Source organism: Streptomyces sp. NPDC104226 (assembly GCF_055584085.1).
In genome coordinates, this window is record NZ_JBVJMS010000001.1 from 378,387 (window position 1) to 394,212 (window position 15,826).

At 72.5% G+C, this 15,826-nt stretch carries 11 protein-coding genes; 2 read left to right on the forward strand and 9 right to left on the reverse strand.

Annotation, left to right across the window (positions count from 1 at the left end; all coding sequences use genetic code 11):
* Nucleotides 1–3 precede the first annotated feature (3 nt).
* The 5 genes from ACZ60J_RS01710 to ACZ60J_RS01730 form a co-directional block, all read right to left on the reverse strand.
* Nucleotides 4–1,917, reverse strand: a complete 1,914-nt coding sequence (locus ACZ60J_RS01710) for an acyl-CoA synthetase (protein ID WP_469678047.1) — start codon at nt 1,915–1,917, stop codon at nt 4–6.
* On the reverse strand, nt 1,914–2,873 hold the full coding sequence (locus ACZ60J_RS01715) for a fumarylacetoacetate hydrolase family protein (RefSeq protein WP_469678049.1): 960 nt from the start codon (nt 2,871–2,873) through the stop codon (nt 1,914–1,916). The genes ACZ60J_RS01710 and ACZ60J_RS01715 overlap by 4 nt, the downstream gene beginning before the upstream one ends.
* Before the next feature lie 102 nt (nt 2,874–2,975).
* Nucleotides 2,976–4,559, reverse strand: a complete 1,584-nt coding sequence (locus ACZ60J_RS01720) for an MFS transporter (protein WP_469678051.1) — start codon at nt 4,557–4,559, stop codon at nt 2,976–2,978.
* A gap of 169 nt (nt 4,560–4,728) precedes the next feature.
* Nucleotides 4,729–5,364: a TetR/AcrR family transcriptional regulator gene (locus tag ACZ60J_RS01725; protein WP_469678053.1), complete on the reverse strand. Its 636-nt coding sequence runs from the start codon at nt 5,362–5,364 to the stop codon at nt 4,729–4,731.
* 115 nt (nt 5,365–5,479) lie between these two features.
* Nucleotides 5,480–5,794: a hypothetical protein gene (locus ACZ60J_RS01730; RefSeq protein WP_469678055.1), complete on the reverse strand. Its 315-nt coding sequence runs from the start codon at nt 5,792–5,794 to the stop codon at nt 5,480–5,482.
* Nucleotides 5,795–6,106: 312 nt separating this feature from the next.
* On the opposite strand from ACZ60J_RS01730, the gene ACZ60J_RS01735 reads away from it, so the two are divergent.
* Nucleotides 6,107–6,802 (forward strand): GNAT family N-acetyltransferase, encoded by a 696-nt coding sequence (locus tag ACZ60J_RS01735; protein ID WP_469678057.1) that lies wholly within the window; start codon nt 6,107–6,109, stop codon nt 6,800–6,802.
* Here ACZ60J_RS01735 and ACZ60J_RS01740 read toward each other — a convergent pair.
* The 4 genes from ACZ60J_RS01740 to ACZ60J_RS01755 form a co-directional block, all read right to left on the reverse strand.
* Nucleotides 6,795–7,505 (reverse strand): dioxygenase family protein, encoded by a 711-nt coding sequence (locus ACZ60J_RS01740; RefSeq protein WP_469678058.1) that lies wholly within the window; start codon nt 7,503–7,505, stop codon nt 6,795–6,797. The two genes, ACZ60J_RS01735 and ACZ60J_RS01740, sit on opposite strands and share 8 nt — an antisense overlap.
* A gap of 152 nt (nt 7,506–7,657) precedes the next feature.
* Entirely contained in the window at nt 7,658–8,455 is a 798-nt protein-coding gene (locus ACZ60J_RS01745; RefSeq protein WP_469678060.1) for an N-formylglutamate amidohydrolase, read from the reverse strand.
* Between the two features lie 48 nt (nt 8,456–8,503).
* The gene (locus tag ACZ60J_RS01750; RefSeq protein WP_469678062.1) at nt 8,504–10,987 is read right to left on the reverse strand and encodes a PP2C family protein-serine/threonine phosphatase; all 2,484 of its coding nucleotides are present in this window, start codon (nt 10,985–10,987) and stop codon (nt 8,504–8,506) included.
* Nucleotides 10,984–15,039 carry a HAMP domain-containing protein gene (locus tag ACZ60J_RS01755; RefSeq protein WP_469678064.1) on the reverse strand — a complete coding sequence of 1,352 codons (4,056 nt, stop codon included), beginning with the start codon at nt 15,037–15,039 and terminating at the stop codon, nt 10,984–10,986. The genes ACZ60J_RS01750 and ACZ60J_RS01755 overlap by 4 nt, the downstream gene beginning before the upstream one ends.
* A 340-nt stretch (nt 15,040–15,379) precedes the next feature.
* Between ACZ60J_RS01755 and ACZ60J_RS01760 the strand changes: the two genes are divergently transcribed.
* On the forward strand, nt 15,380–15,826 hold the full coding sequence (locus ACZ60J_RS01760) for an ATP-binding protein (protein ID WP_469679085.1): 447 nt from the start codon (nt 15,380–15,382) through the stop codon (nt 15,824–15,826).

Sequence of the window (15,826 nt, forward strand, 5' to 3'; positions counted from 1 at the left end):
CGCTCAGCGCTCGGTGAAGGTCCAGTCGAAGGTGTACCGGCCGAGGGCGGCGGTGATCCGGTCGGCGTCGGCGATGTCGGCGGGCCTGGGGACGGTGACCGTCAGCCGTGGTCCGTCGAGGTGGCAGCGGACGCGGTCGGGCCGGCAGGGCAGGCCGATGGCGGCGAGTTCGTCGAGGACGGTCTGCGTCAGGGTGCGCATCCGCAGCGGGACTTTGGTGGGCTTGCCCACGGCGGTGACCGGCAGGGCGTCCAGGACGATGACGTCCTTCGGCACGGCTGCCTTCTCGTGCAGGAAGGTCCTGGCGTGCGCGATCAGGGCCTCGGGTCCGGTCATGGCCTCGGGTGCGCCCGGGGCGAGGGTGACGTAGGCGATGGGGACCTCCCCGGAGTGGGGGTCGGGGCGGCCCACGGCGCTCGCACCGGTGACGTAGGGGTGGTGCAGGAGGGCGTCCTCGACGGCGGCGGGGTCGATGTTGTGTCCGCCCCTGATGATCAGGTCCTTGGCGCGGCCGAGGAGGTGGATGAACCCGTCCTTGTCCACGCGGGCGAGGTCGCCGGTGTTGAGCCAGCCGTCGCGCACGGTCGCCCGGGTGTCCAGGCGCGGACCCGTCGGACCGTGCCCGGTGACGTAACCCGCGAACACGGTGGGGCCCTTGACCAGGAGGACGCCCGGTGCGCCCTCGGGCAGGCTCAGCCAGTTCCCCTGGCTGTCCACCAGCACGGTCCGGACCTGCTGGTAGGGCAGGCGTTGTCCGACGGATCCGGGGCGGTGGTCGGCGCCGGTGAAGCTCCGGGCCGTGGCACAGGTCGCCTCCGTCAGTCCGTATCCCTCGCAGAGTTCGATTCCGGTGGTGGCCGTGAAGGCCGTGCGGACCGTGTCGGGAAGGGCCGAGGCGCCGACGGCGGCGAACCGCATGGAGCTGATGTCCGCGTCCACGGGGACGTGGGCCAGGACGGAGTAGACCGTGGGGACCGCGGACATCGCGGCGATCCGGTAGCGCTCGACGATCTTCCAGATCCGGCTGTAGAGGGCCGGTTCGCGGTAGCCGAGCGGGCCCGCCCACACCACGTGCTGGCCGCGGAGCATGGGGGCGATGAGGGTGACGACCAAGGCGTTGACGTGGAACAGGGGAAGGCCGGCGAACACGGTGGAGTCCTCGTCGAGGAGGGAGTTCGCCGCAATGCTCCACGCGTCGACGACCTGGTTGGTGTGGGTGTGCGCGGCGAGTTTCGGAGCGCCGGTGGTGCCTCCGGTGTGGAAGAGGCCCGCGAGGTCCCCGGCCGCGGGCGGCTGCGGATGCGGCGTGTCCGGGAGTCCGGCCGCCGCGGCGTCCAGGTGGCCTACGACGGTTCCCGACAGGGGTTCCAGGCCGGGGCCGGGGCCTTCGGCGCCGGTGGGCCTCAGTGCGTACAGGGCGGTCGCGTTCAGTTCCGCGGCCACGGTGCGGGCGGTGGCCCAGACCTCGGGGTCGAGTTCGGGTCCGGCGGCGACCAGGATCCGGGCCCGGGCCCGTTCCAGCAGCCGGCTGATGTGCTCGGCGGGGAGGTGCGGGTTGACCGGGGCCGCGATGCCGGTGGCCTGGGCGGCCAGGAACGCGGCGGGCAGGAGAGCGGTGTTCGGGGACAGCAGGCCCACGGTGAGCCCGCGGCCGACGGCGTGGGAGCGGAGGAGAGCGGCGATGCGGTCGACGTCCGCGCGCAGCTCGGCGTAGGTACGGGTGGTTCCCGGTTCCGGGGCTTCGGCTCCCGGCAGGAAGGTCATGGCCGGCCGGTCGGGCCAGAGTTCGGCGGCCCGGGTCAGGACGGCGTAGGTGGAGGCGGGCAGGTGCCGGTCCGCGAGCGCCACCCGCTCGATCGCGGGGAGGGAGTCCGGGGTGGAGTACTCCGGCCACAGGAGGTCCGGGGGCGTGGTCATGTGCGTTCCTTCGCGGTCGCGGCGCGGACCGGGGTCCGCTGGGTGCCGAGGTCCAGGGATGCGTCGGGCGTGGCGATGGAGGTCGTCACCAGGTCGCCGGGCCTGAGGTAGGCGGGGTTCTTCTCCTGCCGGGCGAAGAAGGCCCGCCACTTCTTCGCGGGCGGCAGCAAGGAGCCGATCAGTTCGAGGGCCTTGCCCGGGGAGCGCAGGGCGGTCCCCCCGGGTGTTCCCGTCAGCAGGACGTCTCCGGGGGCCATCGTCTGGAACCGGGCGAGTGCGGTCAGTGCCCGGTCCGGCTTGGTGATCATGTCGGCGGGGGTGCTGTCCTGGCGGACCTGCCCGTTGACCGTGCAGAGCAGTCGCAGCCGGTCCAGGCTCGCGAGGTCCTGGGCGTCGACGAGGACGAGGCGCGGGCCGAGCGGGGTGAAGGTCGGGTAGGACTTGCTCTCGTAGAACTGGGTCTTGGGCAGCTGGAGGTCGCGGGCGCTGATGTCGTTGGCCACGACCAGGGCCGCGATGTACTGCGGCAGCGAGCCGGGCGTGACGTCGCTGCCGAGGGGGAGCTGCGCTCCGAAGACCAGGCCGAGTTCGACCTCGTGGTCCAGGAGCCGGACGTGCTCGGGGCGGACGATCTCGGAGGCCGGTCCGGTCACCGATCCGGAGGCCTTGCGGAAGAACGCGGTGGGGACCAGGTCGGGGTCGAATCCGGAATCGACCGCGTGCGAGCGGTAGTTCACCATCTGGGCGACCACGCGGCACGGCGTGGTGACCGGGGAGAGCAGTTCCCGCGCGCCGGGCTCCTCCCAGCCGCCCTCCGCGCGGGAGGCCCGCTCGACGGCGGGACGGTCGGCCAGGAGCTCGGCGGTGGTGACGGCGTCGGTCTCGACCGGGCGGATCCGGCCGTCGGCGCGCTGGACCCACCAGCCCTCGGACGTCCGGACAACGGCTGTGCTCATGGGGTTCTCCTGCTGGGAAGGGCCAGGGGTCCGCGGACGGACGGCGGTGGATGACACCCCCGACGTAATTGATGAAAGCATCAGTCTTGACCGATCAGTCTGTCAACAGTGCGTTTCCTGTGGGCGATCCGCGGTCTGCGGTTCCCCGTCCGGGCCGCCCACGGCGCTCCGGTGACGGGCCGGGGCGAAGACCAGGCAGACGACGGCGGCCACGGCCAGGATCACGGCGATGACGCTCATGGCGTCGGTGAAGCCGTTCATGAAGGCATCGCGCACCCCGCCGGCGAGTTGCTGTCCGCGCTCTCCGAGGCGGGAGGCGACCTGGAGCCCTCCGGCGGCGGAGTGGCGCACCGTTTCGGCGGCGTCCGCGGGGAGCCCGCGGATGCTGTCGGGGAGGGCGGAGCGGTACTGGGAGGAGAAGACCGAGCCCATGACGGCGATGCCGACGGCGGACCCGACCTCACGGGTGGTGTCGTTCATGGCGGAGGCCACACCCTGACGGTCGGGGCCGAGGGAGTCGACGATCGAGCTGGTGCCGGCGGAGCCGATCAGACCGATGCCGAGCCCCGCGACGACGAGGGCGACGAGGAAGGCGGGGTAGCCGCTCCCGGCATCCAGGAGGGTCAGCCAGAACATCCCGCCGGCCAGCAACAGCAGACCCGCGGGCAGCACGGTCCGGTAGCCGAGCCGGCGGACGAGCCGTGGCGTGACCTGCGAGGCGGGCAGGACCACGGCGGCGACCGGGATGAGGGCGACAGCGCTCTTGAGGGGGCTGTAGCCGAGGATGAGCTGGAGGAACTGCAGGCCGACGAAGAAGAACCCGAAGACGGCCATGAACTGGGTCATGATCGCGATGGTGCCGGCACGGAAGCCGCGCAGGAGGAACAGGCGCGGATCGAGGATCGGGTGACGGCTGCGCAGCCCGAGGGCGACGTATCCGGCCAGGGCGAGGCCGGAGACGCCGAAGGCGACGAGGACTTCGGGCCGCGTCCAACCGCGGTCGCTGCCCTCGATGATGCCGTAGACCAGGGTTCCCACCATGAGCGCGGTGGTCACGGAACCGCCTCGGTCGAAGGGCTCCGGTGCGGAACTCCTGGTCTCCGGTGCCAGGAACGGGGCCGCCAGTGCGCAGACCAGCGAGGTGGCCGCACTGACGACGAAGATCGACTTCCAGGTCCACCGCTCCAGCAGACCGCCGGCGACGAGCATGCCGATGATGGCACCTGCGGCGGCGAATCCCGACCAGGTGGCCACCCCGCGGTCCTTCCTGTCGGCCGGGAAGACGGAGGTGATCGTGGACAGGGTGCCCGGCATGATCATGGCAGCGCCGATACCCATCAGGACGCGCCAGACGATCAGGTGGGTGGTGGAGTCGGCGAAGGCGGCGCACAGGGCTGCCGCCCCGAACACCAGATGGCCGAGGACCAGCATCCGGCGGCGGCCGAACAGGTCTCCGAGCGCACCGAAGGGCAGGACGAGCGCGGCCAGGGCGACGGTGTAGCCGTCGGCTATCCAGGTCAGCGAGGAGTTCGAGGCGTCCAGGTCCACCGCGAGGTCCGGCAGGGCCAGATTGAGCGCGGAGACCGACGCGACGACCAGGACCAGCGACAGGCACATGGCGAAGAGAACGCCACGGGTGCCGGCGCGGCCCACTCGGAGGGGGGTGTCCCCGATTGCAGGCTTCATGGGATCCATCGTAACTGAGGTATTCATCAGTTACGATTTCTCCATCATCCACGACGAAGGGCATTAGGGGGCATCAGGCACCCATAGCGCGACGGGCGGGTGGAGTCCGCTCCACCCGCCCGCCACTCCGCATCGCGCTCGACCCCACCCGCGGGGCGGCGCCTCCGCCCTACTGCCCCAAGGCCGGCAGGGGTCGGGTCGCCAGTTCGCGGGCCTCGTCGGCGGGAACGCCGAGCATGCACAGGATCATCTCGGCCGTCTGCTCGCCCGCCGCCTCACCGAGGTCGGCGGCGGCCCCCAGCTGGACCATCCCCAGGACGGCCCCGCCGACGGCGCTCAGCGCGACCTGCGCGTCCGCGACGCGGAACCGGCCGGACGCCCTGCCGACCTCCAGGTCGCGCAGGGCCCGCGGACCGAGGCCGGTCCCGCTGTGCACGTGCTGCAGACCTCGGACGCGGAGGATTCCCGCGATCTCCGGATGGCTCGCCGCCAGGCGCAGCGCGAGCCGGACGCTGGTCGCGAAGGTCTCGGCCGGGTCGTCGATCGACCCCGTCGCCGCGTCCAGCAGCTGCCCGTACTCCTCCAGCGCGTCGGCGACGGCCGCATCGAAGAGGGCTTCCTTGGTCTCGAAGTGGTTGTAGAAGGTGCCGAACCCCACGTCCGCACGTTCTGCGATGACCTGGATGCTCACCTCGGCATTGCCCCGCTCGGCGAGGATGGCGCGGGCCGCCCCGATGAGGGCCTGACGGGTCTGGGCCCGGCGGCGCTCGAAGCGATTGACGGGCTGGGGAGGCGGCTGCTGCATGGCTCGACTCTAGTCGATACCACAATTGATGGAAGTATCAGGAAGCGCCGACCCTCTCCCCCGATCCGTGACCGCGCCCCATTGACTGATGAGTCTCGCGTAACTGATGTTTTTATCAATCAGCCACCCCGAGAGAGGACCGGCCGTGCCGTCCGAGGGCAACGTGATCCAGCACGCGCACTCCCCGCTTCCGCAACGGGTCCGCGCGGGACTGGAGGAAGGCTTCTCCAGGCTCGCCCGAGTCGACGAGCTCCTCGTCGACCTGCCACCGACACCGCCCCGCGCCCTCGACGCCGACGGCGACCAGGAGCAGCTCGGGAACGTCACCGTCACCCACCGCATCGCGGAGGCTCCCGGCGACGGCGCGAGCGTGCGCTGGCACTACGTCGAGGCGGGACCCGCGGACGGTCCCGTCGTGGTGTTCCTCCACGGCGTGCCCGACTCCTGGTTTCCTGCTCCTGCAGGGAGCGGGCGACCCGCTGCAGCCCCGCGAGTTCTCCACCGATCCCGACGTCCTCGCCCACCTTCCCCAGGGGAGCGGCGTCCACCTCTTCGACTCGGGCCGCTTCTGGCCCTTCGAGGCGCCCGAGGAGACGGTCACGGTGCTCCGCGCGTTCCTCACGCAGTAGCCGGCCGGGAGCCGCCACGCCGTCGCCACCCCCTTCTATGGTCAAGACCCGCTCCCAGTATGTAAGGTCCGGTTCGGGTTATCACTTATTACCAACCGAGGGGGATGGCGGCGATGGCGGTGCCGGACAGCGGGATCGGTGAGCTCGTGCGGATGTGGATCAGCGGCTGGGTGGTTTCCCGCGGTAGTGCGGACCCGGTCGACGAGCCGTGGGGGTGGACGATCGACGTCGGGCAGGCCAAGCACGTCGCCCGGCACGTGCTGCCGGAACCCTCCGAGGCCGACGTGCGCAAGATCGTCGCCGCGACGAGCGCACCCGGGACCTGGCTGAAGCTGTTCGCCGAGGAGCAGGCGGTGCTGCCCTGGGTCGGGCCGGGCTGGCGGAGCGACGTCGCGGGCTTCCTGATGACCTGTCGCCTCGTACCGGAGCGCCCCGAGGTGCCGGCCGGTTACACGCTCACCAGCTGGACCCGGGGCGGCGTCAGCCGGGTGCTGGTCCGTACGCGCGAGGGGCACTTCGCCGCCCGGGGACAGATCGCCCACACCGGTTCCCACACCGGTTCCCGCACCGGCTCCCCCGTCGGTGCCCATGTCGTGGTCGACCAGGTCGAGACCGCCGCCGAGCACCGGCGCAAGGGCCTCGGCGGGCTGGTGATGCGCACGCTCCAGAACACCGCGTACGAGGCCGGTGCGCGGACGGGACTCCTGGTCGGCACGCCCGACGGCCGGGCGCTCTACTCCGCGCTGGGCTGGACCGTGCACTCCCCGATGACGAGCCTCTGGTACGAGCCGTCGGCGGATGTCAGCTGATGCCGACGGTGAACGCCGCCCGGTAGCCGGCCGCGTCCGGTGATGCGGCCAGGGTCATCGCGGCCCCCGAGTCCCGGTAGCGGCCGTCCCGGGTGTTGGGGTGGGCCGGGGCCTTGCGGCGGGCGTACGGCTGGAGTGCGTACACACGGAGCAGGAGTTCCTCGGGGAAGAAGAACTGCGAGGTCGTCTCCGTGTCCCGGTCGGGGCGCACCTTGAAGTGGATGTGGGGCGCCAGGCCCCGGTACCAGCCCGGCACGATGGTGCGGAAGGTGCACCGCCCGGCGGCGTCCGTGAGCTGGGTGCCGCGCAGGAAGGCGTCCTTGCCGGTGGAGTAGGTGCCCGAGCTGTCCGCGTGCCAGACGTCGACCGCGGCGCCGGGGACCGGGCGGCAGCCGGCCGGTGCCCTGAGCACGGTCAGGTCCAGGCGGAACGGCACGCCGGCCCGGCCTTCCGTGATGTCGGACCGCACCCGGTCCAGGTCGAGGTAGTACGGGCCCTCTCCGGCTTCCGTGGTCAGCACGCACGCCGGGCCGGACGATGCCGTTGCGGCCGGGGACGCGGGGCCTTCGGGCCGGCCTGCCGCCCCCCGGGTGGCGGCCGGACCCGAGCAGGCCGCAGCCAGTGCGGCGGCGCCGGCCGATCCGGCGGCCAGCAGGAGGGTGCGGCGGCTGGTCCGGGAGCTGCCGCTGCCGTTCTCCGTCATGCGCACCCCTTCGCACGGTTCCGGGCCGTCGTGGCGGAGGTCCACCGGCCGCGCCCACCGTGCCGGACGGCAGCGGCCCGGACCAGGACCGACACGCCTGGGCCGTCTCCTTCGGATCCTGCCGGGCCCGGGATCGCCCCACCGGGCCCGGATCAGATCGCCTGCTCGTCCACGAGTTCCGTCAGGGCCGCCGCCAGCGCGGCGAGGCCGGGGCCTGCGGGGCCGCCGGGCTCCGTCATGTACGTGTCCCGGCGGATCTCGACCATCAGCGCGGCGACCCGGTCGTCCCTGCCGTAGTACTTCAGCGGCACGTACGTGCCGCTGAAGGGACTGTCGAGTCCGGTGCCGCCGAAGCCCTCGAACGCCTTCGCAGCGGCGGCCGACAGGGCGGGCGGGGTGTGGAAGGGGTCGGTGCCCAGGCAGACCGGCGGCCGCTCGCCCTCCCCGTGGAGTTCGTACGGGAGGGGCTGCGTCGGGTACGAGTGCACGTCGATGATCACCGCTCGTCCGGCGGTCCGCAGCCGGTCCTCCACGGCCCGCGTCATCGCCTCCGCGTACGGGTGGAAGTAGCGGTCGAGCAAGGGGCGGACGTCGAACCCCTCGGGGCGCAGGCGCTCCCGGTGCGTGGAGTGGGTGTACACCGCGCCCATGCCCACGGCGAGCATCTCCTCGCGTTCGTCGGGGAACCGCTCCGGGTCGACGACCAGCCGGGACAGCCCGTTGACGAACCGCCACGGCGTGACGGCGGAGGCGGCCGCGGCCGCCGCGGCGATCTCGGCGGTGTGCGAGTCGGTGATGTGGTCGAGCTCCCGGTCGAGCGCACCGTCGGACAGGCCGATTCCCCGGCGGACGGACTCCGGTATGACCCGCGAGGAGTGCGGGACGTGCAGGATCACCGGCGACGCGGGGTCGCCGGGGAGGATCTCGAAGGGCTCGGGCCGATGGTTCACGTGCAGCTCCTTTGTCGATGGCCGGCCCGTGGAGGGCCGGCCGGGCCGTCAGCCGACGCGGATGCCGATCACGCACGTGTCGTCGTCCGTGTCGGAACGGCTCTCGGCGAGGAGGCGGTCCAGCTGGCCGTCCAGGTCCCCGGCGGCGGAGGCCGCCACGCGCACGAGGTGGCCGAGGGACTCCTGCACCGAGGAGTCCCGGCGCTCCACCAGCCCGTCCGTGTACATCAGCAGGGTGTCGTCCGGTTCGAGCTGTACCTCCCGCTCGATGTAGGAGACATCGGGCAGGGCTCCGAGGAGCAGCCCCTCGATGAGCGGGAAGGCCTCCGCTTCCCCGCCGCGGACGAGTACGGGTGGCAGGTGGCCCGCGCGGGCCCAGCGCATCACCCGCGTGCGCGGGTCGAAGAGGCCGCAGACGGCCGTGGCCGTCACGTGCTTGGCCAGGTGGTGCGTGACCGTGTTGAGCCAGGACAGCAGCTGGGCGGGGCCCGCCCCGGTGACGGCGAGGCCGCGCAGGGCGTTGCGCAGGACGACCATGCCGGTCGCCGCCTCGATGCCGTGGCCGGCCACGTCGCCCACCGACAGCATGATCAGCCCGGAGGGCAGCACCACGGTGTCGTACCAGTCTCCGCCGACGAGCGCCTCCATCTCCGCGGGCCGGTAGCGGACGGCCACCCGCAGCCCCGGCGCCTCGATGGCCTGCGGGGTGGCGGGCATGATGGCGTGCTGGAGCTGGAGGGCCAGCCGGTTGCGTTCGGCGGACTCGGCCTCGGTGTGGGCGAGTTGGTCCCGGGTCGCGGCCAGGGCCACCTCGGTCCAGTGCTGGGCGGAGATGTCCTGGTAGGCCCCGCGCACGGCGTGCAGCCGCTGGTCCGCGTCGAGGACGGGTTCGGCGACGACCCGGATGTGGCGGGTGATGCCGTCGGATCTGCGCAGGCGCAGGTTGACCGAGGCGGGGCGGCGGTGGCGCAGCACCGCGCGCAGGAAGCGGCCGAGCGCCGCGGAGTCGTCGGGGTGCGCGTAGCCGGGGAGTTCGCTCAGCCGGACCGGGGGCGCGGTGGGTGGGAGTCCGTGGAGCGCGTAGAGCTGGGCGTTCCAGGTGGTCTCGCCGGTGAGGAGGTCCTCTTCGAAGCCTCCGATGCGGCCCAGGCGCTGGGCGTGCTGGAGGAGGTTGGCCAGGCGGGCCGTCTCGTCCTGGATCCGCCAGATCAGCAGGACGGCGGAGCCGTGGCGGCTGACGCTGATGTTCGCGACCGAGGTGAGCGGGATCTGGTCGACGAGCGCGGTCAGGCTCATGCGTTCGGCGCGGAAGGGCTCGCCCGTCGCGTGCACGCGCTCGATGACGTCGAACAGCCCGCTCTCCCCGGCGGCCAGGGGGTAGGCCTCCAGGAGCAGGGCGCCGTTGACGTCGCCGCGTGGCCGTCCCACCGGGTCGACGAAGCGGCTGCCGGTGTGCCTGATCCGGAAGTCGGCGAGCCGGCCGTCGGGGTCGAGGACCGGGGTGAGGACCACGGCGGGATCCTGGAGCCCCTCGGCGAGGTCGATGAGCTCGGCGACGTCCGGGAGGACCGCGTCGGCGGCCGCGGGGTCGCACGGGACCGAGGCGTCCATGGTGCGGGCGCACAGCTCGGCGAGGGCCTCGACCTGACGCTCGATCTGGGGTGCCTGCGGCTCCAGGGGCCGGGGCCAGCAGATCTCCAGGACACCCTGGATGCGTCCGCCCGTCCCCGTGGGCACCGCCATCCGTCCGCCGTCGGGCCACTCGGCGCGGCCGATGGAGGGGAGGCCTTCCCGGTCGAGGTCGGTGAGGGTGACCAGTCGGCGTTCCGCCAGCGCGCGGCGGGCGACGGTGGAGACGCCCGGGGGGACGTGGCGCCAGCGGGCGGCCTCCCTGGGCGGGAATCCGGCATGGCCGGCGAGGGCGAGCGAGCCGTCGGGTTCCGCGGCCCACACGGCCACCGCCACGGCTCCCAGGGGGCCCAGCGCGTTCGCCAGGAGGGACTCGGCGACGGTCTGGGTGTCGGCGGCGACGGCGAGCACTCCGCTCTCGGCGGTGCGCAGCCGCACCGCCACCGCGGAGTGACGGCCGGCCGGGCCGGCCCCGCCGGCGCCCGGGACCGTACCCGTGCCCGTGCCCCCCGGACCCGTACCCGTACCCGCACCCGGCCCGTTGCGTTCGACGAACTCGGCGGCGATCTCGCTGACGTGGTCGCGGGAGGCCTGGTTGACGATGTCCGCGGCGAGTTCGAGGGGGGACATGCCGCTCTCGCGGCACAGGACGTCGAGCTGGCGGGCCGCTGCGGCCGGGGTGCAGTTCAGCTGCCCGATCAGGATGCCCTTCGCCAGTTCGACCAGGGCCCGCCCGTCGGCGGCCGCCTGTGCCTCCAGCACTTCGCGGCGCAGCCGTTCCACGGTGGCGACGAGACGGCCGAGGGGCGTCGGGGCCTGCTGCGGGACGACGCCCGCCGCCCGGTCGGCGCCCGGTGTTCCCGGCCGGCGGGCCTCGTCGTGCCGGCGCGTGTCCCCGGTCACCGGGTGAGCCGGCGGCGGATGCGGGCGATCAGGTCGTCGGCGTCCACCGGCTTGGTCACGTAGTCGCTGGCGCCCGCGGCGAGGCTCTTCTCCCGGTCCCCGGGCATCGCCTTGGCCGTGACCGCGATGATGGGCAGCCCCGCGTACTGCGGCATCCGCCGGATCTCGGCGGTGGCGGCGTAGCCGTCGAGTTCGGGCATCATCACGTCCATCAGGACGATGTCGACGCCGGGGTTGCGGACGAGGGCGTCGATCCCCTTGCGGCCGTCCTCGGCATGGAGCACCCGCATGCCGTGCAGCTCCAGGACCCCGCTGAGGGCGAAGAGGTTGCGGGCGTCGTCGTCGACGACGAGTACGGTGCGTCCGGCCAGGTCGTCTTCGCGCACGTGATCGGCGGTCCGGCGGCGCGCCTCCCCCTGCACCAGGGGCAGGACGTCCCCCGGCTGTTCGGCGGAGAGGTGGAGCGCGATGCGTTCGCGCAGCTCGTCGAGGCTGGAGAGCAGTTCCACGCGGTGCGATGCGGACCGCCCGCGCAGGGCCTCCTCCTGGCCGGCCCGTACCCGGGGGTTGTTGTGGGCGAGGACGGGGAGCGAGGCGAGGGCCGGGTCTCCGTCGAGGGCGTCGAGGAAGCGGAGCGCCTCGCCGTCGGGCAGGTCCAGTTCCAGGACGACGCAGTGGAAGGAGTGCGCCGCGAGGGCGGCGGCCGCCTCGCGGGATCCGGTGGCGTGGACCACGTGGATGCCGCCCCGCTCCCCCGCCCCCTGGTGGCCGGGGACGAAGTCCCGGTCGGCGCTCTCGGCGACGAGCGAGAGCAGGCCGTGCGTCCGCTCCTCGATGACCAGCAGGCGGCGGGAACGCCGCTGTTCCGGGAGGGCGGGCTCGCCCGGACGGGCGCCCTGCGCCGTCACCTCCCGGTACGAGGCCCCCGGCGGGAGCGCCGCGGGAGCGTCTGAGGCGGGGGCGTCCTCGTAGTCCGCGCGGCTGACCGGCAGGTAGAGGGTGAAGGTGCTGCCCTGGCCGGGGGTGCTCTCCGCGGTGACGGCGCCGCCGAGGAGCTGGGCGATCTCGCGGCTGATGGAGAGCCCGAGACCGGTACCGCCGTACTTGCGGCTGGTGGTGCCGTCGGCCTGCTGGAAGGCCCCGAAGACCGACTCCAGCTGCTGTTCGGGGATGCCGATGCCCGTGTCGCGCACCCGGAAGGCCAGTATCGGACCGCGCCGGGAGAGTCCGGAGGGGATCTCGGGGGCCGCGGCCGGTTCGATGCGGAGCTCGACGCCGCCGCGCTCGGTGAACTTCACGGCGTTCGACAGGAGGTTGCGCAGGATCTGGCGCAGCCGCGAGTCGTCGGTGAGCAGGTCGTCGGGGGCTCCGGGGGCCGTGGTGACGGTGAAGTCGAGGCTCTTCTGCGTGGTCATCGGCCGGAAGGTGGCGTCGACGTACTCCAGGAGCTGGGGCAGGTGCACCCGCTCGGGGTTGATGTCCATCTTGCCGGCCTCGACCTTCGACAGGTCGAGGATGTCGTTGATCAGCTGGAGGAGGTCCGAGCCGGCGGAGTGGATGATGCCGGCGTACTCGACCTGCTTGGGGGTGAGGTTGCGCGCGGGGTTCTGGGCGAGCAACTGGGCCAGGATCAGCAGGCTGTTGAGGGGGGTGCGCAGCTCGTGGCTCATGTTGGCCAGGAACTCGGACTTGTAGGTGGAGGCCAGCGACAGCTGCTGCGCGCGGGTCTCCAGCTCCTGCCGGGCCTGCTCGATCTCCAGGTTCTTGGCCTCGATGTCGCTGTTCTGACTGGCGAGGAGGGCGGCCTTCTCCTCCAGCTCCGCGTTGGAGCGCTGGAGTTCCTCCTGCTGGACCTGGAGTTCCGCCGAGCGGGCCTGGAGCTCGCCGGTCAGCCGCTGGGACTCGCCGAGGAGCTCGTCGGTGCGGGCGTTGGCCACGATCGTGTTGACGTTGGCGCCGATCGCCTCCATCAGCTGGGCCAGGAAGTCGCGGTGGACAGGGTTGAAGGCGGAGAAGGAGGCCAGTTCGATCACGCCGAGGATCTGGTCCTCGACCACGATGGGCAGGATGATCAGGCTGCCCGGGGTGGTGTGGCCGAGCCCGGAGGAGATCACGTAGCCGGCGGGGACCTGGTCGGTGGCGATGATCCGGCGGCTGCGGGCCGCCTGTCCGACGAGGGACTCTCCGAGGGCGAAGGCGGCCCCCTCCTGTGCGGCGGCGGAGCGCCCGTAGGAGCCGACGAGAGTGAGCACGGTGCCGCCGGGGCGGTCCTCGGCGAGGTAGAAGGCTCCGTACTGGGCGGCGACCAGCGGCGTCAGTTCGTCCATGACGAGTTCGGCGACGGCGGCCAGGTCCCGGTGGCCCTGCATCAGGCCGGAGATGCGGGCCAGGTTCGACTTGAGCCAGTCCTGCTCCTGGTTGGCGCGGGTGCTCTCGCGGAGCGAGCCGACCATGGAGTTGATGTTGTCCTTGAGTTCGGCGACCTCGCCCGAGGCGTCGACCGTGATGGAGCGGGTCAGGTCGCCCTCGGCGACCGCGCTGGCGACCTCGGCGATGGCCCGGACCTGGCGGGTCAGGTTCCCGGCCAGCTCGTTGACGTTCTCGGTCAGCCGCTTCCAGGTGCCGGAGACCCCCTCGACCTCGGCCTGGCCGCCGAGCCGGCCCTCGCTGCCGACCTCGCGGGCGACGCGGGTGACCTCGGCGGCGAAGGCGGAGAGCTGGTCGACCATCGTGTTGATGGTGGTCTTCAGCTCCAGGATCTCCCCGCGGGCGTCCACGTCGATCTTCTTGGACAGGTCGCCGTTGGCGACGGCCGTCGTGACGAGGGCGATGTTGCGGACCTGGCCGGTGAGGTTGTTGGCCATGGAGTTGACGTTGTCGGTGAGGTCCTTCCAGGTGCCCGCCACGTTGGGCACCTGCGCCTGACCGCCGAGCCGGCCCTCCGTGCCCACCTCTCGGGCCACCCGGGTGACTTCGTCGGCGAAGGCGGACAGCGTGTCGACCATCGTGTTGATGACCCCGGCCAGCGCGGCGACCTCGCCCTTCGCCTCCACCATGATCTTCTGCGAGAGGTCGCCCCGGGCGACGGCGGTGGCCACTTGGGCGATGGAGCGCACCTGGCCGGTGAGGTTGGAGGCCATGACGTTGACGTTGTCGGTGAGGTCCTTCCAGGTGCCGGAGACGCCCCGGACCGTGGCCTGACCGCCCAGGTTGCCTTCGGTGCCGACCTCGCGGGCCACGCGGGTGACCTCGTCTGCGAAGGCGGAGAGCTGGTCGACCATCGTGTTGATGGTCTCCTTCAGCTCCAGGATCTCCCCGCGCGCGTCCACGCGGATCTTCTGGGTCAGATCGCCCTGGGCCACGGCGGTGGTGACCTCGGCGATCGAGCGCACCTGGGCGGTCAGGTTGTCGGCCATGACGTTGACCGACTCCGTCAGGTCCTTCCACGTACCGGATACGCCCTGTACGTCGGCCTGGCCGCCGAGCCGGCCCTCGGTGCCGACCTCGCGGGCCACCCTGGTCACCTCGCCGGCGAATCCGGAGAGCTGGTCGACCATCGTGTTGATGGTCTCCTTCAGCTCCAGGATCTCCCCCCGTGCGGTGACGGTGATCTTCTGCGACAGGTCGCCCTTGGCCACGGCGGTCGCGACCTGGGCGATGGAGCGCACCTGGGCGGTGAGGTTTCCCGCCATGAAGTTGACCGAATCCGTGAGGTCCAGCCAGGCGCCGCCGACTCCCGGCACGTCGGCCTGGCCGCCCAGCGTCCCCTCGGTGCCCACCTCGCGGGCCACCCTCGTCACCTCGGAGGTGAACTGGGAGAGCTGGTTGACCATCCCGTTGAAGACGGTGGCGATCTCCCCGAGCAGCCCGTCCGCCGCATCGGGCAGCCGGGTACGGAAGTCCCCGTCGCGTACGGCGGTCAGTCCGGCGAGCAGCCGGCGCAGCTCCGCCTCGCCGATGCCGCCCTCGCCTCGACCCCGGCCCTCGCCCTGGCCCTCGCCCGGAAGCGGAGGCGCCCCGCCTGCCGAACCCGTGCCTGCCCGCTCGGCCATCCGCCCCAACCTCACACTCGAAACCGACACTCCGACGAACGGGACAGGAAGGCCCCCGGCTTCGGGGCGCATCGGTGCGCCCGGCTCTCCGTGGGGATCCGCCTTCGCCGCACCACCGGTCCGGAGAAGGCTAGCGCCGCCGAAGGGACGATAAGGCACGGTCGATCACACCGGGCACAGCGCATCCCGCCTGCGGGAAAGGGAAGCGGGCGGGAGGCCCTCGGCTCCCGTCCCGAACTCACCTACGGGCCCGCCGTTTTGGCAGGATCGGGTGATCCGGCGGGTTCCGGGTAGACGAACCGGCAGTACTCGCACACCACGGAGAAACGGGGTGAAGGGGATGGCGGTCAAGGCCGTGGGCTGGGCCCGGTCGTTTCCCGTCGCGGAGGGTGTCCGGGCCGCGCGGGAGTGGACGGCGGGCCACCTGGCGTCGATACCGTGGAGCGGTTCGGTGGCCGACCCCGTGTACTCCGTCTTGATCTGCGTCTCCGAACTCGTCACCAACGCGCACCTGCACGCGGCCGGCACCGCGCACCTCGTGCTGACCTGGGACGGCTGCTGCCTGCACGTGAGCGTGGCGGACGCCGATCCGCGGCTGCCCCGCCACCGGGAGCCGACTGCCGACGCGGACGCCACGTCGGGGCGCGGGCTGGGGATCGTCAGCGCCCTGGCCGACTCCCTGGACGTCCACGCCTGCCACGGCGGGAAGGCGATCACCGCGTGCTTCCGGCCCGGCGGCGGACCGGACCCGCACCACCCGCGTTCCGAGGGCCCCGGCACCCGCTGA

Excerpts from the sequence above, each read along its gene's own strand:
- ACZ60J_RS01715 (WP_469678049.1), bottom strand. The coding sequence starts at position 2,873 with ATGAGCACAGCCGTTGTCCGGACGTCCGAGGGCTGGTGGGTCCAGCGC.
- ACZ60J_RS01720 (WP_469678051.1), bottom strand. The coding sequence starts at position 4,559 with ATGAAGCCTGCAATCGGGGACACCCCCCTCCGAGTGGGCCGCGCCGGC.
- ACZ60J_RS01710 (WP_469678047.1), bottom strand. The coding sequence starts at position 1,917 with ATGACCACGCCCCCGGACCTCCTGTGGCCGGAGTACTCCACCCCGGAC.
- ACZ60J_RS01760 (WP_469679085.1), top strand. The coding sequence starts at position 15,380 with ATGGCGGTCAAGGCCGTGGGCTGGGCCCGGTCGTTTCCCGTCGCGGAG.
- ACZ60J_RS01740 (WP_469678058.1), bottom strand. The coding sequence starts at position 7,505 with ATGACGGAGAACGGCAGCGGCAGCTCCCGGACCAGCCGCCGCACCCTC.
- ACZ60J_RS01755 (WP_469678064.1), bottom strand. The coding sequence starts at position 15,039 with ATGGCCGAGCGGGCAGGCACGGGTTCGGCAGGCGGGGCGCCTCCGCTT.
- ACZ60J_RS01735 (WP_469678057.1), top strand. The coding sequence starts at position 6,107 with ATGGCGGTGCCGGACAGCGGGATCGGTGAGCTCGTGCGGATGTGGATC.
- ACZ60J_RS01725 (WP_469678053.1), bottom strand. The coding sequence starts at position 5,364 with ATGCAGCAGCCGCCTCCCCAGCCCGTCAATCGCTTCGAGCGCCGCCGG.